The organism is Metabacillus lacus (genome assembly GCF_009674805.1).
In the GTDB taxonomy this organism is placed as follows: domain Bacteria; phylum Bacillota; class Bacilli; order Bacillales; family Bacillaceae; genus Metabacillus_C; species Metabacillus_C lacus.
Window position 1 is genome coordinate 35,786 of sequence record NZ_WKKI01000011.1, and the last position, 18,139, is coordinate 53,924.

An 18,139-nucleotide genomic window follows, 5' to 3' on the forward strand; every position below is an offset into this window, starting at 1 on the left:
ATAAAAACCTTTTATTATAAAAGCGGCTGCCATTGGAGACTTTAGAGTATCGATAAGCACTAAAAAAAGATCTTCAAGTGTGAAGACCCTTTAGTGTGGTGAAAGCAGAGTATGTTTTGTTGATCTGCTTTTTCAGTCAGAATGGTATGCTCTTCTACTTTATCATCCCTTAGGCCATCTTCTTATTTCGTAAACTTACATTTGAACAGATACACGGCCTCTTTGTTTTTTAATTCACTTTCACGAACTTCAGCATCTTTAAAAAACTCTTCAGAAAATGAATTGATTGAGTTTTTTTCAAATGAATAGATCATAGCCGCTAACACCATCTCATTCTCTGTAACATCCATCAGTTGGCTGCTGCTTGCCCACGTGGAAAGTTTGACTTCCCGACCTTTTTCAGAAATACTATCCGTCTGAGATCCAGAAGCCGAACTTCCTTCGCTGTTAATTCCAAATCTAAAAATTTGTTGATTTTCATGCTCTGCTGCCTCAGATACGGCAAAGATAATAGAACCTTGTTCTCCGACGTCAACTTCTAGAGTAAGACCGCCACTAATCAGTCTGCCAAATTCATATTTTTCAATCCCCACAGCTGCCTTTTTATATTGAGGGTCAATAGTGAAGTCAAATATATAAGACTTGTCCGTTATAACGGCAAGTATTCCTTGCTCCCTGTCTGTTAAATCTGCTGCTGCAAGTGTATTTACCTGTTTACTGCTGCCATCTTCACACGCACTTACAGTAACTATCAGCAACGTGATAATCATTATGAGTAATTTTTTCATTTTCCTCACCCTCTTTTAATTCATGTAGAATAACACTACTTCTCAATGCCTCATCACTGACTTTATTATACACATTTTTCCATACAGGGAACTTTCAGGGTTTCACCATCTTCTGAAGGGGAAGAGTATTGGGATTGTTTTTGGTTATAAGACTAATTGATCAGGAGGGAAAAAGCATGCCATGGTTTAAGAGTGACAAAGAAAATGGAAAAGATATTGAACTTTACTATGAGGACGCCGGCTCTGGCCAACCTGTCGTTCTGATTCACGGCTGGCCGCTCAGCGGAAGGTCTTGGGAAGCGCAGATCCCTGCTTTGATTGAGGCCGGTTACCGTGTCATCACTTATGACCGCCGCGGATTCGGAAAGTCTTCTCAGCCATATGAAGGCTATGATTATGATACGCTGGCTGCCGATTTGAACAAACTGATGGAACATTTGGAAGTGGAAGATGCTGTTCTTGTCGGCTTTTCCATGGGAGGCGGGGAAGTAGCCCGCTATATCAGCACATATGGAACATCAAGAATCAGCAAGGCTGTCTTTGCAGGTGCTGTACCTCCATATTTATACAAGTCACAAGACAATCCGGACGGCGGACTTGATGATGAAACCATTCAAGAATTTCAAAACGGTGTCAAAGAGGACCGCCTGGCATTTCTTGAGGACTTTACGCACAACTTCTTTTCGGCAGGAAACGATGAAGTACTGGTCAGCGAGCCATTCAGGCATTATATAAAAGAAATTGCTGCCTTTGCCTCTCCAAAAGGAACCCTTGACTGCATTGCTGCTTTCTCGCTGACGGACTTTAGGCAGGACTTAAAACACATCAATGTTCCGTCTCTTGTCATCCATGGAGACTCTGACCAGATTGTACCATTTGAGGTAAGCGGAAAACGAACACATGAGATGCTGGACAACAGTGAGCTTGTTCTCATTAAAGGTGCCCCACACGGATTTAATGCTACACATGCTCAGGAATTTAATTCGGCTTTAATAGAGTTTTTGAATAAGTAACCCTGAAAAGGATACGGCAAAAGACAATCTCTTTTGCCGTTTTTCTATTGAATTAATAGGAGGGCTCACTTTAGTTTGGTTAAAAACACCAAAACCATATTATATTCCCCTATTATGTTCTGAACAGGGTGAGAAATCTCTGCATACTTTAAATATGTCCGTTGGGTGGCCCTGCACATCATATTTCTATAATGGTAAAGTTGCATCAATCAATTCGTCTCTATCGTTAAGATCTTGCAGAACACTTTCCACATCTTTTTTTTATAACTCTTAACAATGATCATATGTTTGATATGCAGCCCTTTTGGGTGAACATGCTCTTGCTGCAAAAGATTCTTTAACCGTTCCGGAGTATATAAAATACACCATCTTTTACTTTCATCACTCATGGTCATACTGATTTCTATCCAATTTGTTTGATTGGGCTCATCTGTGACCTCATCACCTTTTTCACCATTAACATGAAAATGATTAAATGAAAACCATCTGATTCTCCCGTTGTCACCTTTTATCCTCAACATCCCCCTCTCCTCATCTATCTGTATGACTTTGTACGTATTCCCTCTGGTTAGAGCATCAGAATAAACTCCTTCAACTCGACATACAAGGCTTTTATCTAACATATGTTTCCTCTCCCTTCATATACTTTTCGGTGAATTTGCTGCAGAAGTAAGTCTTTTTCTCTGGTTTAACTTCTTTACCTTAGGAGTTGCATATACCAAAGTTTTCTTAACCTTAGATATTAAAATAAAATTGATATCAATACGTGTTATTCTTAAATTGTAGTAAAAAATCTTAAAAAGAGGATAGAAATTCGATGAATTTACCTTTATTGGCGAAAAGGGCTGCAAGTATCTATCAGGAAAACTCAAAAGTGGAAGCGGTTTTATTAGGCGGTTCGGTATCTAGAAACTGGCATGATTCTTTTTCAGATATTGAACTATTTATTTTTTGGAAACAGCCTCCTTCGGCTCAGGACCGAAAGGCACCTATTGAAAAGATGGGAGGCAAAATGATTGACTTTCATCCCTACGAAGATGAAGAGTGGTCAGAAACGTATCTTACACAAGGTGTAAAGTTAGAAATCAGCAATTTTCTAACCACTCATATCCATAAAATTTTGGATGATGTTGTGCTTTCATATGAAACAGACCTAGATAAGCAGTGTATAGCAGCTGCAATCCATGATGGAGTTTCACTTAGTGGTGAAGAGGTCCTTCGCATATTGAAGAATAAAGTAAGTGAATATCCGAAGGAATTAAGCATGGCGATGATAGAAGAGAATGCTGATTTAGGGAACAGATGGAACAATCGTGAAGCACTTCTGAAGAGACAAGATTGGCTAATGCTTTATAAAGTCATGGTTGATGTTCAGACAAAAATTATGGGAATGCTGTTTGGGCTGAATAATCAATACGTCCACCACCCGGCTTTTAAGTGGCAAAAACAAACATTGAATAGCATGAAAGTTGTTCCTGAACATGCAGCAGATCGATTACACACATTATTCTCAAAAGCTCCTGACAGTTCGATTAAAGAACTGGAGGCATTTTTGCAGGATTTATACAATTTGATATCCAAGGAGTACCCTCATATCGATTTGGAAGAACTCAGGAAACAGTTATTATTTTTAAGGCCGAAGCATTGATAATATAGAAGTTTCGTTTAAGTAAACATCTTCCCGGATTGAACAGCTTACAAATTGAGTACCCAGCGCCTGGTTTCCTGTAACACCGCTCAATAGTTGACACAAAGACTATGGGTCAGCAAGTTTTTTTTCAAAAAAAAATGATAGTTCGCCCCAATAGGTTTATCAATCAGCTGTAGTGGTATAATTTGAGTTGAGGATCATTTAAAATTTGAGGGGAATACATCCAAATGAATTCAACTGCTTACAATTATAATAAATTTGCCAATTTTGATGAAGCTGCGGACAGCATTCTAAAAATGATGAGCAAGATTTTAAATATAAACACTTTATTTATTGCCAAAAATGATCAAAAGACAAATGAGATCGTTAAGGTAGTGAATCATGAAGATATATTGTTAAAGAAAGGTGACGCACTCCCTTTTGAAGAGACATTTTGTAAACTGAGTGTGGATTTCGGTAAGAAGGTTCTGTTTATTCCTGATATTACAAAAAGCAATTTGACTAACGCACTGGATGTTACCCGAAATTTAGGAAGCGGCAGCTTTGTAGGCCTGCCTATTTTTTATGAAGACGGCAGAAATTACGGAACCATCTGCGGACTGGACACCAACCCCTTTGTTCTCACTGAGGAGCATGTGGAATTATTTGAAACAATGAGCTCTGTTCTTTCCTATGTTCTGGAGCTGGATGATGCCAACAGGCAAATACAAACACTATCAGCACCGCTCGTTCCTATTACTGCAGGAGTAGCCATTCTTCCCATTATCGGCAATATCAACGAATTCCGTTTGAATACGATTATCCAACTGGCACTCACTAAAAGCGAAAGCTTGTCACTTGAGTATTTAATCATTGATTTGTCAGGGATTCTTCAAATCAATGATATGGTGAGTGAATCTCTTTTAAAAATTGCCAGCATGCTGCGTCTGCTGGGAGTTACACCTATACTGACAGGAATCAGGCCGGACTTGGCATTAAGAGCCATCAATACAAATGCGGATCTTCATTCAGTCAAAACGGTGGCTAACCTCGAAAGTGCTCTGAAGACAATTGGTTTTACACTGAGCAGGGACAGGGGGACGGGTACATCGTCCCGCTCCCTACTTTAAATAAAGCGATTAATCAAACGTTTAATTAAGTACTCTATAAGGCAGATACAGCCCTGCTATATAGATATGAAGAAAAAGACTATCAGCCCAAGAGTGCTGATAGTCTTCTTCATTTAGGATTCTACTCCATTAAAACTGAAATGTTATTGGGGCCTTTCCAAAGTGAAAATTCCTCCGATTTTGGCATAATCTTGACCTGCTAACCGGCTAACTGCGGCTAATGCACGCGGATCTATTTTTCCATCAGAATAGATATCATTATCAATATGAAACTTAACAACTCTTCCTATAAGCAGATCACTCGACTCAAAAGAGATTGCTTGTTCCAGCCTGCACTCCATTCGAATTTTAGCTTCCTTCACTCCCGGTACAGATATCATTTCACTGTTAACCGGTGTTAGGCCAGCTAATTCTATTTCACTTTGATCAGGCGGAAGTTGTGCAGCTGTTCTATTCACCATCTCTACATTCTGTTCATCAACAATATGAACAACGAACTCTTTTTTGTTTATACTATTCCTCGCTGTATCTTTTTGCTGATTACCAGACCTCTGAACTGCCAGTGAGATTCTTGGCGGATCTGAAGACACAATTGAAAAATAACTAAAGGGAGCCCCATTGAGAGTCCCTTGCTCTGAAACGGTGGTCACAAACGCAATCGGTCTGGGGATAATACTCCCGATCAACAGCTTATAATTCTCTTTCCCCACATTCGTTGATGGATCAATTGAAGGCATAGACCTCATCCTTTCATGCTTTAAATCTATAGAAAACCCAGCTTGAACCGATAAAACTACGCTCATTCATCTTCCTTAAATAGTTCGGACAGGAGCTTCTGTCTGTTTTCCAGAAAGTACTTTGTTAGTTGATAGTGGTCGGTCATTTCATATTCAATTTTTGAGATTTCCCCATCATCAAAGCTTAAAATATCGGCATAGGGATAGCCCAGTATGATTGGTGAATGGGTTGCAATTATAAACTGTGCTTCTCCCTTGGATGCCAAGTTATAGAGTATTCTTAACAGTGTTAACTGTCTGGAAGGTGATAAAGCCGCCTCTGGTTCATCTAAAAGATAGATAGCTTTATCTTTAAAACGGTTGAGGAATAAAGCTAAGAACGATTCCCCATGTGATTGTTTGAAAAGAGATTGACCTCCATAATGACTAAAACGTGAACCATTTCCTTTTTCTACTTCGTCAAGGTGAGCAGCGAAATTATAAAATGACTCTGCCCTCAAAAAGAATCCATTGGTTATTTTCGGCATCCATGAAAGCTTAATATATTCTCCAAGAGCCGATTCTGCTGCGTGTACATCATATATGTTGTTACGTCCTCCACCTGCGGTATTAAACTCACACTGATATGCAATAGCTTCTAACAATGTAGACTTTCCTGATCCATTTTCACCAACAAAGAATGTCACACTCTTTTCAAGGTGTAGTTCATGAAAACTTTTTATAGATGGAATTGAAAAAGGATACTCTTGAAAAGAAGGGATGTTCTCTTGCAAGAGTTTAATTCTTTTCAGGAACATACTTATCACCTCTGTAGATTATAACAAACAGGAAAGTAAATAGGATGCACCTTACATTTATTTGTAAATCTAAGTAGTGAGAACTATTAACTAATGCAGCGGCAGTCATCCTGCTTGTATACTCTGTTCAATCTTTGACAATAACTGAAAAGTAATACCACTTTTATTATAAAAGGACGTGTCTTATGTCAGGCGTGATGCATTCTGAATTAATTCAAAGTTTATTGTGGTTTTATGTTGTAGTCATGTTTCTTGGTTGTCTTACCTTCGCACTGATGAGTAGAAACCGGAAAGGACTGCCTCGTGTTGAATACTTCATTGCCTTTTTGATCCCGCTATGGTCAGGGCTGGCCTATATGTCGATTGCTTTTGGTCAGGGTATCGTGGAGTTTAATGGCCAAACGATTTATTTCGCTCGATATATTGATTGGGTGGTAACGACCCCTCTGTTATTGGTCGCTCTCGCACTCACAGGAATGACGGAAAAGAAACAGAAAGATTACCTTCTCATTGCGGGTTTAATCGTTGCAGATGTGATCATGATCTTAACGGGAATGATAGCTGATTTTTCACCAGATGCGACAAAGCTGACATGGTATCTATTTGGCGTGGCTGCCTTTGTTGTCATTCTGGGTTTGATTTGGGGACCGTTACGGCAAATCTCTTCCACTCAATCACCCGAATCTTACAAATTCTTTCTCATTGTTGCATCCTACTTAACATTCTTGTGGGTTAGCTACCCCATCGCATGGCTGCTGGGACCTTCAGGAATAGGAGTGTACGGCTCGCTTGGCGACAACCTGGCCTTTGTGTTGCTGCCTATTTTCTCAAAGGTAGGATTTAGCTTATTAGACTTAAATGGACTTAGAATGATTAAGCAAAAACACATGCGCCAATCAACACAACCAAAACAGTCTCCCTCTATTTGAGGAAGACTGTTTTTTGTTGACTTACTAGCTGCATGTTAAAGATTACTTCCGTTCCGTTATCAAGGTAGATCCCCTCATGTTCGCAGAATACTTGCTCACTGTACGTCCCTTTACGTAAACTCTTCACCTTACGAACAGAACTAGAGGCGCCCTTCTTTTTCATTTTCCAACTGATTAAAAAGCTTCTCCCATTGCTGTTCTAATTCCTCTTTTTCCTGCTGTAAATGTTGCAGCAACTCCAAGTCTTCCACTTCCAGCAATCTATTTTCTAACTTTGTGATGCTTTCCATTAACAGGCTGGAGTCTCTTTCCAATTTCTCTATAGCACTGCTCTTTTTCGGCACTTTTACTCTTAAGGGTGTTTCTTTCTTCTTCTCCTTCCTAAGTGGTACCTCGCTTTCCCTTAATTCAGCCATTTTTTCCTTGGCCCAATTGTAATCCCCTTCAAAGCAATGAATTCTTTTTGCTTCTATCCAGTAAATTTTCTCAAATAGCTTGTTAAGAAAGTAGCGATCGTGGGATACAGCTAATATGCTCCCTTGAAACTCCTCTAGCGCTTCTTCCAATACCTCTCTTGAATCAATATCCAGATGATTGGTTGGTTCATCCAAGATAAGCAAATTAATATCTTGATACATTAATTGGGATAATCTTAACCGCATCCTCTCACCCCCGCTCAGCTGGGAGACTTTTTGAAAAACTGCGTATCCATAAAACATAAACCTGGCTAGTATTTGTCTTGCTTCACCTTCTGTCACTTTCACATCTTCTCTAAACACCTCAATAACCGTTTCATCTTTTACGGCAGAGAAAATATTTTGCGATAAATACCCTATTTTCACATTGCTGCCAATTACTACCTCACCCCTATCTGGAGAGAATTGTTTCAGAATCATTTTCAGTAATGTTGATTTTCCAGTTCCGTTTTCTCCGATAATGGCAGCACGATCTTGATATGTCATATTTATATTTACATCCTCAAATAACAACTTCTCGTCAAATTGCTTGAAGACATCTTTCAGCATCAGAACATCATTTCCACTTCGATCTGAAGCTTCCATCTCCAGGCTCATTTTCTTCCGATTGACGATTGGCTTTTCTAACTTTTCCATTCTTTCTAACGCTCTTTCCATGTTCCTTGCTCGCCTGTGAAGACTGGCGCTTGGCGGGTTGGCCCTGTTTGCCCAGTCTTTTAGCCGCTTAATGGATTCCTTCATCTTTTTTATTTTCTTTTGCTGTTCTTCAAAGGCTTGAAATTCCCTTAAAAGCTTTTCTTCTTTTTCTTTGACAAACCCTGTAAAGTTAGTGTGATAAGTCGTTAGTTCTCCATCTTCCAGATCAATCACCTTGTTAACCACTTCATCCAGAAAATACCGATCATGTGAAATAACAAGAACCGTCCCGCTATATTCTCGCAGAAAGTTCCCAAGCCATTCGACTGCCATTAAATCTAAATGATTGGTTGGCTCATCCAATAACAATAGCTCTGGTTGTTTTAAAAGCATGAGACCCAGCCCAACCTTTGTTTTTTCTCCCCCGCTTAAACGGGAAAATGACTGATTCAGTAGCAGCTGAATATTTAAACCATGAACGATTTTTTCAATATTGGATTCTATTTCATAACCACCATTACTTGCATACTGATCTTGTAAATCTCCATATTCCCCAATAAGCTTTTGAAGTTTATCTTCGTGCTTCTCCACTGCCATTTCTGCCTCTAACTTTTTCATTTTTCCCTCCATTTGCAGTAAGGAAGAGAAGGCTGATTTTAATACATCCTTTGCAGTTGAAGAATCCTGATAATCCGGGATTTGTGTAAGATAACCAATAGTAGTCCCTTTTTTCAAATGGATTTGTCCTGAATCTGGCGTTTCTTCACCAGCTAGTAAAGAAATCAGAGTCGTTTTTCCACTACCATTTCGACCAACTAATCCAACTCGCTCCTTCTCTTTTATTTCTAAAGATAACTCTTCAAAAATTGCGTTCCCTCCGAACATCTTACCAATCTTATGAGCGCTGCATATTATCATGTTTCTTCCTCCTTTTATAAATACAAAAAAAGCCGCAGAAAAACGTATCTTCCCGTGGCTGTAATTTATATAGAACGTCAACGTCGCACGATCAGCGTTCTAATCAATATAAAAAAGGAGAGCATGAAAATGCTCTCCTTTCAACCGTCCTTCTATCATGTGGGTAAGAGATGTTTTTCACCGTTTTAGTTTGCTATTGAGTTGTTAAAAAGGGCAGACTGATCCCGTTAACAACTGCAACAGCAAATTTTGCACGATTTAAATAAAGGAACTCAATCCAAAAATCGCACAATAAAACAGCTTTATTCAACATTCCTTATCCCACCTCCGTTTCACTAAATTTAACCATATTTTATCATTATACTGGCCAAACCTCAATAGGATCTTAGAGTGCTCCATTTTAAACTTTTAAGAAGACTGAATCGGAGTCATAAGCTTGTGAGATCGCTGCTTTCTTCAAGGGCAAATCTGTTGTAAGGGTTTAATCTGACTGACTGCTTAATCTATCAAGTTCTTCTTGAATTCTTGTGGGTTCTATTCTTTCAAATAATGGTTCAACATTCGTTACTTGTTGAGATTGTACTAAAAACGGTCTCCAACCCGTTTCTGTTATATTAATCATCTCCTTGACCTTTCGGCTTGAAAAAGGTAGAAATGGTGTAAGGATATGAGCTAAGTTTGCAATAAAATAGACACAATCTGCCATGGTTTGCTTACACGCCTCTCTATCATCCTTTATCTGTATCCAGGGTTGTTGTTCATCGAAGTATTTATTCGAAAATCTAACAACCTCAAATATTTTTTCCAATCCTTCTTTGAAGTAAGCAGTTTCTATGCAGCGCCCTGTTTCAATGTATAATTGATTAACTTTCTCTTGAACAGCTGAAGTAATCAACATATTAGGTATTGCACCATCAAATGACTTTTCTATAAATTTTAATGTTCGATTAATAAAGTTCCCATAGGCTCCTAATAACTCACTATTATGGCTATAAATGAACTCTTTCCAAGAAAAATCTGCATCTCGGCTTTCTGGTGCATTAATTGTAAGAAAATAGCGTATAGAATCCGGATCATACCTCTCTAATATATCTGGAACCCAGACTGCCCAATTTTTACTTGTGGACAATTTCCTCTTTTCCAATGTTAAGTATTCGTTAGAAACAATATGTGTTGGCAGAGCTTCTTTTTCTATACCTGCAAGAATTGCCGGCCAAATGATTGAATGGAACGGGATATTATCTTTTCCGTGAACATAATAAGATATAGCAGAGGAATCCCAAAAAGTTGAATCATCATGATTTGTTTCATTTGCCCATAGCCTGCTGGCAGTGTAATATCCTGAAACAGCTTCAATCCAAACGTAAATTTTCTTATCTTCATAACCCTCTACTGGAACACTTACTCCAATAGGCAGATCTCGTGAAACTGCTCTATCCTGTAAACCCTCCTTTAAGTACCGGCTGGTCAATGAAATAGCATTTTCCCTCCACAGATGACGTATCCCCGCTTCTTGCGTATAATTTTCCAACAGATTTTGAAAGAAACTTAACGAAAAGTAAAAATGCTCAGTTAATCTTGCAGTAGGTGACTTTCCGCATATTTTACATTTCCTATCCAGCAAATCAAGCGGCTCTAACACGCTTGAACAAGCATCACACTGATCTCCGCGGGCATTCGCACCACAGTGAGGACAATTGCCCTCAACATAACGATCAGGTAAAAATTGCTCATCATACTGACAATACGTTTGTTGCATTTCCTTTTTATAAATAAGTCCTTTTTCAAGCAGTTCTAAAAAGATCTCCTGAACGATTTTATGGTGATGTGCTGTATCCGTTCTCGTGTAGGTGTCATAAGAAAACCCCAATCTCGAGAAACACTCTTCGAACTCTTTGTGATAACGGTCAGCGATCTCTTTAGGGGATACCTCTTCTTGCTTTGCCCGAATTGTAATAGGGGTTCCATTGCAATCACTTCCCGAAACATATAAAACTCTTTCTCCTTTTAGGCGATAATATCTTGCAAGAATATCCCCTGGCAATAAACTTGAAATATGCCCTACATGTAGTGAGCCATTAGCATAAACCCATGCTCCCCCAATAAAAATACTCATACATTTGAACCTCCTGCAGTTGAATTTTGAAAAAACAAAAAAACCCCGCCTTAACTGTAATCGTTAAGGGCGAGGTTTAAATTTCCACGCGGTACCACCTTTATTCGCAAATAGCTCACACTATCTGCCTCAACAAGTACGGAGTTTTTATGACAACTCTTATACTGTGACATTGATAACGAGTGCCAAAACTCGCCGTATCCTACTAATACCAAAAGTACGTTCAGTACGAAGCTCAGAGACCATTGTTCAAATGAATGTTTTTGCTTCTTTTCAGCTGCCGAAGCTCTCTGGTGAAAAACAAACTCATTTTACTTTTTCTCGTCATAGCCATTATTTGTTAGTTGTATTGTATTTCAGAACTTTCATGAAGTCAACTCGTTTAAGAGCAGGAATTACCTTAGACTTGAAAGAGCTTTGATTGGCTGGAATATTAACTTTCTGTCAAGACGGCAGTCGACCGAGCCTTAAATAAAGCCTAGTACTTTCAACAAAATGTGCTAATTAACATATTATTCTCGTCTTTTTTAATTGGTTACACTTGTAGTCCCAACATTATTATACTCAATTTTAATAACTTACTTTGTTTATGTATCTAACTTCTAATCCACTTTATATTCAACAATTGAGCACCCACATACTGCAAAAAAAAATCTTGACATCAAAAATAAACAGGAGTAAATTTATCTCCATAATAAATAAAAAATACCTGCACCTTTTATTCGCTGAATCATTTATTGAGCGGGGGAACCATATTCGATAGGGAACTTCCTATCTTGGGGTGAGTCTTACTTGATGTAAGAGGGGATACTCTCAATTCCTAATCCGACAGCTAACCTCGTAAGCGTTACATGTATCTTTTCGGGAGAAAGGTCTTGGGTTAACCCAAAGACCATTCTATTTGTGATGGTCTTTTTTGTATTGGTGTAGAGTTAAAAGGAGATAGGAGAAAGAATGAGAAAGCAGTTCGCAGTCATTGGTTTAGGTCGTTTTGGAAGTAGTGTGTGTAAAGAGCTGGATAAGTTAGGTCATGAAGTCCTGGCTATTGACAAAGATGTTGAAAAAGTGAACCAGATTACAAACTTCTCAACACATGCAGCTATAGCAAATGGGACGGATGAAACTGCCCTGCAGTCACTTGGGATAAGGAATTTTGATTATGTTATTGTTGCTATAGGTGACAACATTCAATCAAGCGTACTTTGCACACTACTTTTAAAAGAGATGGGCGTAGAAAGAGTTTGGGTGAAAGCCCAAAACGATTATCACCATAAAGTTTTAGAGAAAATTGGTGCAGATAAAATAGTACATCCCGAACAAGATATGGGAACGAGAATTGCTCACCATCTTTCATCTGAGAAAATAATTGATTATGTTGAGTTGTCAGAGAATTACAGTATCGTTGAATTAAGTGCCACTACTAAAGTGAAAAATAAATCTCTTGTCGATTTAGATGTACGGGCAAATTATGGATGTACAATTTTGGCTATTAAAAGAGGAGCTAACGTTAATATATCGCCTGCACCAACAGACGCTATCCTTGAAGGCGATATCCTAATTGTAATAGGCCATAATAAAGATATTACTAGTTTTGAAGAAGAGGGGCTGTAAGAAGAATGACAAAACTCTTCTCTTCAAATCCATTTAAAGGTAAGGTTTTGCACCTTAGCCCGCCACAGGTCTTAGCACTAAGCTTCTTATCATTTATTACAATAGGAACCATCTTATTAAAATTACCTTTTGCATCAACAACTTATATTTCCTGGATTGACGCCCTTTTCACTGCAACTTCAGCAATTACTGTCACAGGGCTAGTGGTAGTTGATACAGGTATTGATTTTTCGGTGTTCGGCCAAGTGGTTATTATGTGTCTAATACAGCTTGGTGGTTTAGGTTTAATGACATTTGCTGTGTTAATTATTTTAGTTCTCGGAAAGAAGATAGGCTTGCAACAAAGAATTCTAGTACAGGAATCGCTCAACCAGACTTCTCTAGGTGGAATAGTTCGTTTGGTAAAGATGCTTTTTGTATTCACCATCATTATAGAAAGCATTGCCTTTACATTCTTATCTATCCGGTGGGTTCCTGAGTATGGTTGGAAAGAGGGTATGTACCAAAGTCTATTTCACACAGTTTCAGCATTTAATAATGCAGGATTTTCATTATGGTCTGATAGCTTATCAGGTTATGTCGGTGATCCAACAGTAAATATAGTAATCACCTTTTTATTTATAACGGGTGGACTTGGTTTTACTGTACTAGCTGATATGTGGTATAAGAAGAATTTCAGAAAATTATCCCTTCATTCTAAACTCATGATGATAGGGACGTTTTTCATTAACATATTTGCTTTCTTTCTAATCTTTATTTTAGAATACGCTAATCCTGCAACATTAGGGACTCTGCCTTTATCAGAAAAGTTATGGGGGGCTTACTTCCAGGCAGTAACACCAAGAACCGCAGGGTTTAATTCCATTGAAATAGGAGATATGACTACACCCGCCATTTTGCTCATTATCGTACTAATGTTTATAGGAGCAGGTAGTGCTTCTACAGGTAGCGGGATAAAGGTGACAACTTTTATTATTATGGTACTTGCTACAATTACATTTCTAAAAGGCAGGCTCGAAACGGTCGCCTTTAAGCGGACAATCAAACAGCAAACAATCCTTAGAGCACTTGCTATCATTGTAATAAGTCTATTATTTATATTTATTATGCTCTTTATTTTGACCATAACAGAAAATGCACCGTTTCTTATTATCTTATTTGAAGTCATTTCTGCATTTGGTACAGTCGGATTATCAATGGGTTTAACAGGCGAACTATCAACAGTTGGTAAGCAAGTAATTATCGTTATGATGTTTATCGGTCGAATCGGGCCATTAACGTTGGCATTTACTTTGGCAAGACGACAAAAATCAGCGGTGAGATACCCTGATGAAGAAATATTTACTGGATAATAGAATAATATTAACTTATTGAATGCTTCTACTTACATCTAAGGGAATCAGATGAGTCTGATTCTCTATTGCTTGAATAGATATCAACATAAGACTAGACAACTTTTTTCAGTGTGTCTCTGTTTAATTTATTTGAAATTTAATAACCAAGATTCCGGGAATCCGTATGATTTAGGTTAGTGTAGACACAAATAGCTCCCTAACCTACAAGGTTGCTTCTTAAAGAAGATTCTTGAAAGGCCGCTCCAGTTTTTTGAAATTCTTATCAAAAGATACTCTCGAAAGAAAGGATTGCAGCCTCAGCCTAGCTTCATCTTCACAATTTGCTTTTATATATGAGTCTACAACTGTAACAAACTCCTTTTTATAATTGTAATCGTCAGGAAAATTTTGAAATGCTCCATCAAAATACTGAATGGCATTTGAATAATCTTCTTTCCTCGCATACCATAAACCCAAAACATACTTCACATCTCTTTGTTCAGTATCAGATAAACGCACGTCCCTTAAAGACTTCAAATATACTTCTTTTTCTTTGTCAGCTCTTCCAATTATGCGTAAAGCAAAACCTCGATTGATAATATCGCTGTATTTTCTAATCGGCTTAAAATAAAACTGATATATGAATAATGTATAAAAGCACAGTGCTATAAAAGTTAAAACCATTGAATTTCCCCTCAAGTCTTAATGATTTGTATCCTCCAAACCCATTATAAATCATTATAATATGATTACTCTCACTATTTTTTTGTGTAAATATGAAAGTACCGAGAAGTATCTCTGCAATGGGGTACTCCTTAACCGATTAAGTATTAAAAAGTAAACTTAAAAGTTCTTAGTAGAATCGTTCGCTATCATACAGCTAACTTTTTTAAAAAAATGGAAAATATATGCTAAAATGAATTTACCACCCTATATACTAAAAGTAAATCATGAGGGGAGAGGACAAATTGAAAAAGGTGTTTATCCTTCTAATAGCCTTCATACTTACAGGATGCAGTAATCAACCTACGTTAACTGAAAATGGAGAAATAGCAGACTCATATCTACAGAAATTGGGTTATGAAGTTGTATCTTATGAGGGTGAAAGCATGATTATTTTCACAAAACCTCGCTTAACAGACATGCCAGATGAACAAATTTGGGGAGTTCAATACACAGAACCTGATGAATATCTTGATAAAGAAATACTATTGGAGAAATTTCTGATAAAAAATCATCCATTAGATGATCAATTTGATATGGGCAAAACAAATGCAACTGTCATGACGTTGAACGGGGAAGTTATTGGTGGATGGTCTTTCCCTCACTCTAAGGAACCTTTAGTTGGAGCTCCTTATTCAATTGACGGAAAAACAATAGAGGAAATTCATGGTGACTGGCAGAAATGGAACAATGAGTGGAAGAGCAAATATAAGAAGTAGACACGTGATGAAAAAACGCTTGGACATCTCCAAGCGTTTCTATTTAAAAGTGTTATGATAAGCCAAGGTCATTCTCCTTAATAATTTACATTTTCATTTTCCAAAGAAATACCTTTTTTATAGTGTTGAAGGTTAATTAATCCGAATAAAGATGAAAATATCAATAAACATCCAGATAGAATATAAACAAGACGAACTCCTATCAAATCCGTTAAAGCTCCTATTCCAATAATAGAGGCGATAAAAATAAGTTGAACTAAGGTAGATCTTGCTGAAAGTATTTTCATTAAAGTCCCTTCATCTGCACTATTTTGAAACATTGTTTCTTGTGCTAAATCTCTCATTTGATAAGACGGCCCCATTAATAACACTAAAAACAAAGCAATAAAAGGCTCAGAAACAAAACCATAAACAAAGGTTAAAATCCCAAAAGCTGCGGAACCAAACAACATAAAACTTGTTAAACGTCCCTTTAACATTTTTGAAAAACGATACACTAAAAATCCACCAAGAATAGTTCCCAGATAGTAGCCGCCATTGATATAACCCCACCAGGTTTCACCTTTCCCGAGTGCATCTTGAACATAAGTTAGTGTTACAGCTCCTATCCATATACTTCCAACCCAAGCCTCCATTAAATCCATTATAATAATGATTCTGAGTCCTTTATGTTTGAAGATATATTTCCAACCAATTGCTATGCGAGTGATTATCCCTTCTTGTAATTGAACTTTTGAAGACATATTAGCTTTTACCAATGATAAAGAGAGTATAGATATTATAGTTAAGCAAATTGTAATGAAAAGAGTATTTTGTTTGCCAAGAAAAGCTAAAAGTACCCCTCCAAAGGTCCAACCAGCAAATAAAAATGTTTGGTCCACGCTTGATATAAGGCTATTCGCTTTCACTCTATGACTTTTTGGAACAATAGACTTAACTATTGATGATTTCACAGGAGAAAAAAAACCATTAAAAAAAGATATAAACCCTAACAAAAAGAAAATGATCATTACGTTTATCGTATTGATTACTTGAAGAAACAATCCAAATAATACACAAAGCAGTATCAATTGGCTCATTTGAGAATACATTAGCAATTTAGATGGTTTAAATTTATCTGAAATTGCAGGTAGAAATATAGTGCTTATAATCCGAGAAACAACACTAACCAATGTAACCGTTGCAGCTAATGTCGTTGAACCAGTCATTTCATATAGATGTAAAACAACGACCATTGTATATATTGCAAAGCCAAGGTTAGTTGTAGTCTGACTGACTAACAAAGCAAAGAAAGAGCGATTCACTTCAGTCCTCCTCTCACAAATTTTTGCAATATGCAGGGATTATACCACAATGTGTAAAATTAAGAGGTGGTATATTGCAACATTACAAAATAATACCTTGCATTATTAAGTATAATATCTTATAGTAAAGCCATGTTATTTTTTTACAACAATACCTTGCATTATAGAGTATATAAGATTCATTTCTAAAAGGGAGGTTTTAAGATGGAAATAAATAAAGAGGTATTAAAAGGGCATATTGATACGTTAATACTTTCCCTGTTACATAAAAGAGCCATGTATGGATATGAGTTAGCGAAATTAGTTAGAGAGAAAAGTGAAAATCAATTTGAGTTAAAGGAAGGTACACTTTATCTCTCCTTAAAGAGACTGGAGAAAAATAAATGGATCTCCTCTTACTGGGGTGACGAACAAGGACCAGGTGGAAGACGGAAATATTACAATCTGACACCATTGGGTGAAGAAGGTTATGAAGAAAAACGAAAAGAATGGGAATTCGTAAAAAAAATAATGGATTCATTTCTTGAAAGGGGAGAGAAACAATGAAACAAATTGAAGAATATGTAAACAAAGTCTATCAAAACGTCAAAGGCAATAATAAAGAAGTCCAAGAATTAAAGTTAGAAATGAAGAACCACTTACTTGAAGCCGTTCACGAATTGAAATTAGAGGGGAAATCTGAAGAGGAAGCAATCGCAATCGCAATCGAACGTTTTGGTAAAGAAAATGAATTACGGTCTATTATCAGCCAATTATTTCAAACGCAAAAAACATTCGGCAAAAAACTCCTTTTTACAGGTTTAGGTATTCTTCTCATTTCAACAATCATTTTTGGATTTACTATAAAAATTGGTGACGATCATGTTAGTGAACAATCAATCATTGCTTATGAAATAGCTGACATAGTTTCAAACAGTGCAGAAATAGCAAACTCTAAAGAAAAAGAAATTGAAGCTCTTGTACAAGATACGAATTATATTGCTAAAGTAAGTGCTTATAAAGCAAACAATTTGAATCGAGCAAATAATTCCGAACCTGTATATGAATATGAAAGAGAAATTAGTTTTCCTTCAACCTTTTTCTTAAACAATTACTCTTATGGTACTGGAGAGAGCTTCGTAAAACTTGAAGTAGTGGAGTACCGTACTTTTGCCATCATTTTTTTATTTGTAGGTTTTGCTAGCTTTGGATTGTTATTTATTATCTGGACAATTATTAATGCTTACCATAAAAGAAAAAGAAAGATAAATATTATCTTTTAACAAGATTATTAAGGAG

At 37.1% G+C, this 18,139-nt stretch carries 18 protein-coding genes, 1 riboswitch and 1 other annotated feature; of the genes, 9 read left to right on the top strand and 9 right to left on the bottom strand.

The annotated features are described in order from the left end of the window. Positions 1-182 precede the first annotated feature (182 nt). A complete protein-coding gene (locus GJU40_RS08160; RefSeq protein ID WP_154307247.1) occupies positions 183-788 on the bottom strand; it encodes a hypothetical protein in 606 nt (201 codons plus the stop codon). A gap of 176 nt (positions 789-964) precedes the next feature. Between GJU40_RS08160 and GJU40_RS08165 the strand changes: the two genes are divergently transcribed. Then, on the top strand, positions 965-1,801 hold the full coding sequence (locus GJU40_RS08165; protein ID WP_154307248.1) for an alpha/beta fold hydrolase: 837 nt from the start codon (positions 965-967) through the stop codon (positions 1,799-1,801). A gap of 209 nt (positions 1,802-2,010) precedes the next feature. On the opposite strand, the gene GJU40_RS08170 is transcribed toward GJU40_RS08165, so the two are convergent. Continuing rightward, positions 2,011-2,322 (bottom strand): hypothetical protein, encoded by a 312-nt coding sequence (locus tag GJU40_RS08170; protein ID WP_154307249.1) that lies wholly within the window; start codon positions 2,320-2,322, stop codon positions 2,011-2,013. A 296-nt stretch (positions 2,323-2,618) separates the two neighbouring features. On the opposite strand from GJU40_RS08170, the gene GJU40_RS08175 reads away from it, so the two are divergent. Continuing rightward, the gene (locus GJU40_RS08175; protein WP_154307250.1) at positions 2,619-3,449 is read left to right on the top strand and encodes a DUF4037 domain-containing protein; all 831 of its coding nucleotides are present in this window, start codon (positions 2,619-2,621) and stop codon (positions 3,447-3,449) included. Between the two features lie 230 nt (positions 3,450-3,679). After that, positions 3,680-4,561, top strand: coding sequence for a GAF domain-containing protein (locus GJU40_RS08180; protein ID WP_154307251.1), 882 nt, complete (start codon positions 3,680-3,682; stop codon positions 4,559-4,561). Positions 4,562-4,704: 143 nt separating this feature from the next. Here GJU40_RS08180 and GJU40_RS08185 read toward each other — a convergent pair whose 3' ends face one another. Next, a complete protein-coding gene (locus GJU40_RS08185; protein ID WP_154307294.1) occupies positions 4,705-5,298 on the bottom strand; it encodes a flavin reductase family protein in 594 nt (197 codons plus the stop codon). A 62-nt stretch (positions 5,299-5,360) separates the two neighbouring features. After that, entirely contained in the window at positions 5,361-6,095 is a 735-nt protein-coding gene (locus GJU40_RS08190) for an AAA family ATPase (protein WP_154307252.1), read from the bottom strand. Between the two features lie 185 nt (positions 6,096-6,280). Between GJU40_RS08190 and GJU40_RS08195 the strand changes: the two genes are divergently transcribed. Further along, on the top strand, positions 6,281-7,024 hold the full coding sequence (locus GJU40_RS08195) for a bacteriorhodopsin (protein ID WP_154307253.1): 744 nt from the start codon (positions 6,281-6,283) through the stop codon (positions 7,022-7,024). Between the two features lie 140 nt (positions 7,025-7,164). Here the strand turns inward: GJU40_RS08195 and abc-f are convergent, their stop codons facing one another. From abc-f to metG, 3 genes are all read right to left on the bottom strand, one after another. After that, positions 7,165-9,054, bottom strand: coding sequence for a ribosomal protection-like ABC-F family protein (abc-f, locus tag GJU40_RS08200; protein WP_154307254.1), 1,890 nt, complete (start codon positions 9,052-9,054; stop codon positions 7,165-7,167). 193 nt (positions 9,055-9,247) lie between these two features. Further along, on the bottom strand, positions 9,248-9,367 hold the full coding sequence (locus GJU40_RS21215; RefSeq protein WP_281350678.1) for an RAxF-45 family protein: 120 nt from the start codon (positions 9,365-9,367) through the stop codon (positions 9,248-9,250). 168 nt (positions 9,368-9,535) lie between these two features. Then, the gene (gene metG, locus GJU40_RS08205; RefSeq protein WP_154307255.1) at positions 9,536-11,170 is read right to left on the bottom strand and encodes a methionine--tRNA ligase; all 1,635 of its coding nucleotides are present in this window, start codon (positions 11,168-11,170) and stop codon (positions 9,536-9,538) included. A 62-nt stretch (positions 11,171-11,232) separates the two neighbouring features. Beyond that, positions 11,233-11,507, bottom strand: a binding site (T-box leader). A gap of 376 nt (positions 11,508-11,883) precedes the next feature. Continuing rightward, a riboswitch (cyclic di-AMP (ydaO/yuaA leader) is annotated at positions 11,884-12,032 on the top strand. Between the two features lie 80 nt (positions 12,033-12,112). Between metG and GJU40_RS08210 the strand changes: the two genes are divergently transcribed. Both GJU40_RS08210 and GJU40_RS08215 read left to right on the top strand, forming a co-directional pair. After that, the gene (locus GJU40_RS08210; RefSeq protein WP_425481212.1) at positions 12,113-12,781 is read left to right on the top strand and encodes a potassium channel family protein; all 669 of its coding nucleotides are present in this window, start codon (positions 12,113-12,115) and stop codon (positions 12,779-12,781) included. A 5-nt stretch (positions 12,782-12,786) separates the two neighbouring features. Then, positions 12,787-14,133 carry a TrkH family potassium uptake protein gene (locus GJU40_RS08215; RefSeq protein WP_154307257.1) on the top strand — a complete coding sequence of 449 codons (1,347 nt, stop codon included), beginning with the start codon at positions 12,787-12,789 and terminating at the stop codon, positions 14,131-14,133. A 219-nt stretch (positions 14,134-14,352) separates the two neighbouring features. Here the strand turns inward: GJU40_RS08215 and GJU40_RS08220 are convergent, their stop codons facing one another. Then, on the bottom strand, positions 14,353-14,799 hold the full coding sequence (locus tag GJU40_RS08220; RefSeq protein WP_154307258.1) for a hypothetical protein: 447 nt from the start codon (positions 14,797-14,799) through the stop codon (positions 14,353-14,355). Positions 14,800-15,083: 284 nt separating this feature from the next. On the opposite strand from GJU40_RS08220, the gene GJU40_RS08225 reads away from it, so the two are divergent. After that, positions 15,084-15,557 (top strand): hypothetical protein, encoded by a 474-nt coding sequence (locus GJU40_RS08225; RefSeq protein WP_154307259.1) that lies wholly within the window; start codon positions 15,084-15,086, stop codon positions 15,555-15,557. Between the two features lie 77 nt (positions 15,558-15,634). Here GJU40_RS08225 and GJU40_RS08230 read toward each other — a convergent pair whose 3' ends face one another. Continuing rightward, the gene (locus GJU40_RS08230; RefSeq protein ID WP_343031475.1) at positions 15,635-16,861 is read right to left on the bottom strand and encodes an MFS transporter; all 1,227 of its coding nucleotides are present in this window, start codon (positions 16,859-16,861) and stop codon (positions 15,635-15,637) included. A gap of 204 nt (positions 16,862-17,065) precedes the next feature. Here GJU40_RS08230 and GJU40_RS08235 point away from each other — a divergent pair, with 204 nt between their 5' ends. Next, positions 17,066-17,407, top strand: a complete 342-nt coding sequence (locus GJU40_RS08235; protein WP_154307261.1) for a PadR family transcriptional regulator — start codon at positions 17,066-17,068, stop codon at positions 17,405-17,407. After that, positions 17,404-18,123, top strand: coding sequence for a permease prefix domain 1-containing protein (locus GJU40_RS08240; protein ID WP_154307262.1), 720 nt, complete (start codon positions 17,404-17,406; stop codon positions 18,121-18,123). Before GJU40_RS08235 ends, GJU40_RS08240 begins: the two co-directional genes overlap by 4 nt. Positions 18,124-18,139 lie beyond the last annotated feature (16 nt).

Coding starts and splice junctions, on each gene's coding strand:
- GJU40_RS08185 (WP_154307294.1), bottom strand. CDS start 5,298: ATGCCTTCAATTGATCCATCAACGAATGTGGGGAAAGAGAATTATAAG.
- metG (WP_154307255.1), bottom strand. CDS start 11,170: ATGAGTATTTTTATTGGGGGAGCATGGGTTTATGCTAATGGCTCACTA.
- abc-f (WP_154307254.1), bottom strand. CDS start 9,054: ATGATAATATGCAGCGCTCATAAGATTGGTAAGATGTTCGGAGGGAAC.
- GJU40_RS08195 (WP_154307253.1), top strand. CDS start 6,281: ATGTCAGGCGTGATGCATTCTGAATTAATTCAAAGTTTATTGTGGTTT.
- GJU40_RS08215 (WP_154307257.1), top strand. CDS start 12,787: ATGACAAAACTCTTCTCTTCAAATCCATTTAAAGGTAAGGTTTTGCAC.
- GJU40_RS08165 (WP_154307248.1), top strand. CDS start 965: ATGCCATGGTTTAAGAGTGACAAAGAAAATGGAAAAGATATTGAACTT.
- GJU40_RS08240 (WP_154307262.1), top strand. CDS start 17,404: ATGAAACAAATTGAAGAATATGTAAACAAAGTCTATCAAAACGTCAAA.
- GJU40_RS21215 (WP_281350678.1), bottom strand. CDS start 9,367: ATGTTGAATAAAGCTGTTTTATTGTGCGATTTTTGGATTGAGTTCCTT.
- GJU40_RS08235 (WP_154307261.1), top strand. CDS start 17,066: ATGGAAATAAATAAAGAGGTATTAAAAGGGCATATTGATACGTTAATA.
- GJU40_RS08160 (WP_154307247.1), bottom strand. CDS start 788: ATGAAAAAATTACTCATAATGATTATCACGTTGCTGATAGTTACTGTA.
- GJU40_RS08175 (WP_154307250.1), top strand. CDS start 2,619: ATGAATTTACCTTTATTGGCGAAAAGGGCTGCAAGTATCTATCAGGAA.
- GJU40_RS08170 (WP_154307249.1), bottom strand. CDS start 2,322: ATGTTGAGGATAAAAGGTGACAACGGGAGAATCAGATGGTTTTCATTT.
- GJU40_RS08190 (WP_154307252.1), bottom strand. CDS start 6,095: ATGTTCCTGAAAAGAATTAAACTCTTGCAAGAGAACATCCCTTCTTTT.
- GJU40_RS08180 (WP_154307251.1), top strand. CDS start 3,680: ATGAATTCAACTGCTTACAATTATAATAAATTTGCCAATTTTGATGAA.
- GJU40_RS08220 (WP_154307258.1), bottom strand. CDS start 14,799: ATGGTTTTAACTTTTATAGCACTGTGCTTTTATACATTATTCATATAT.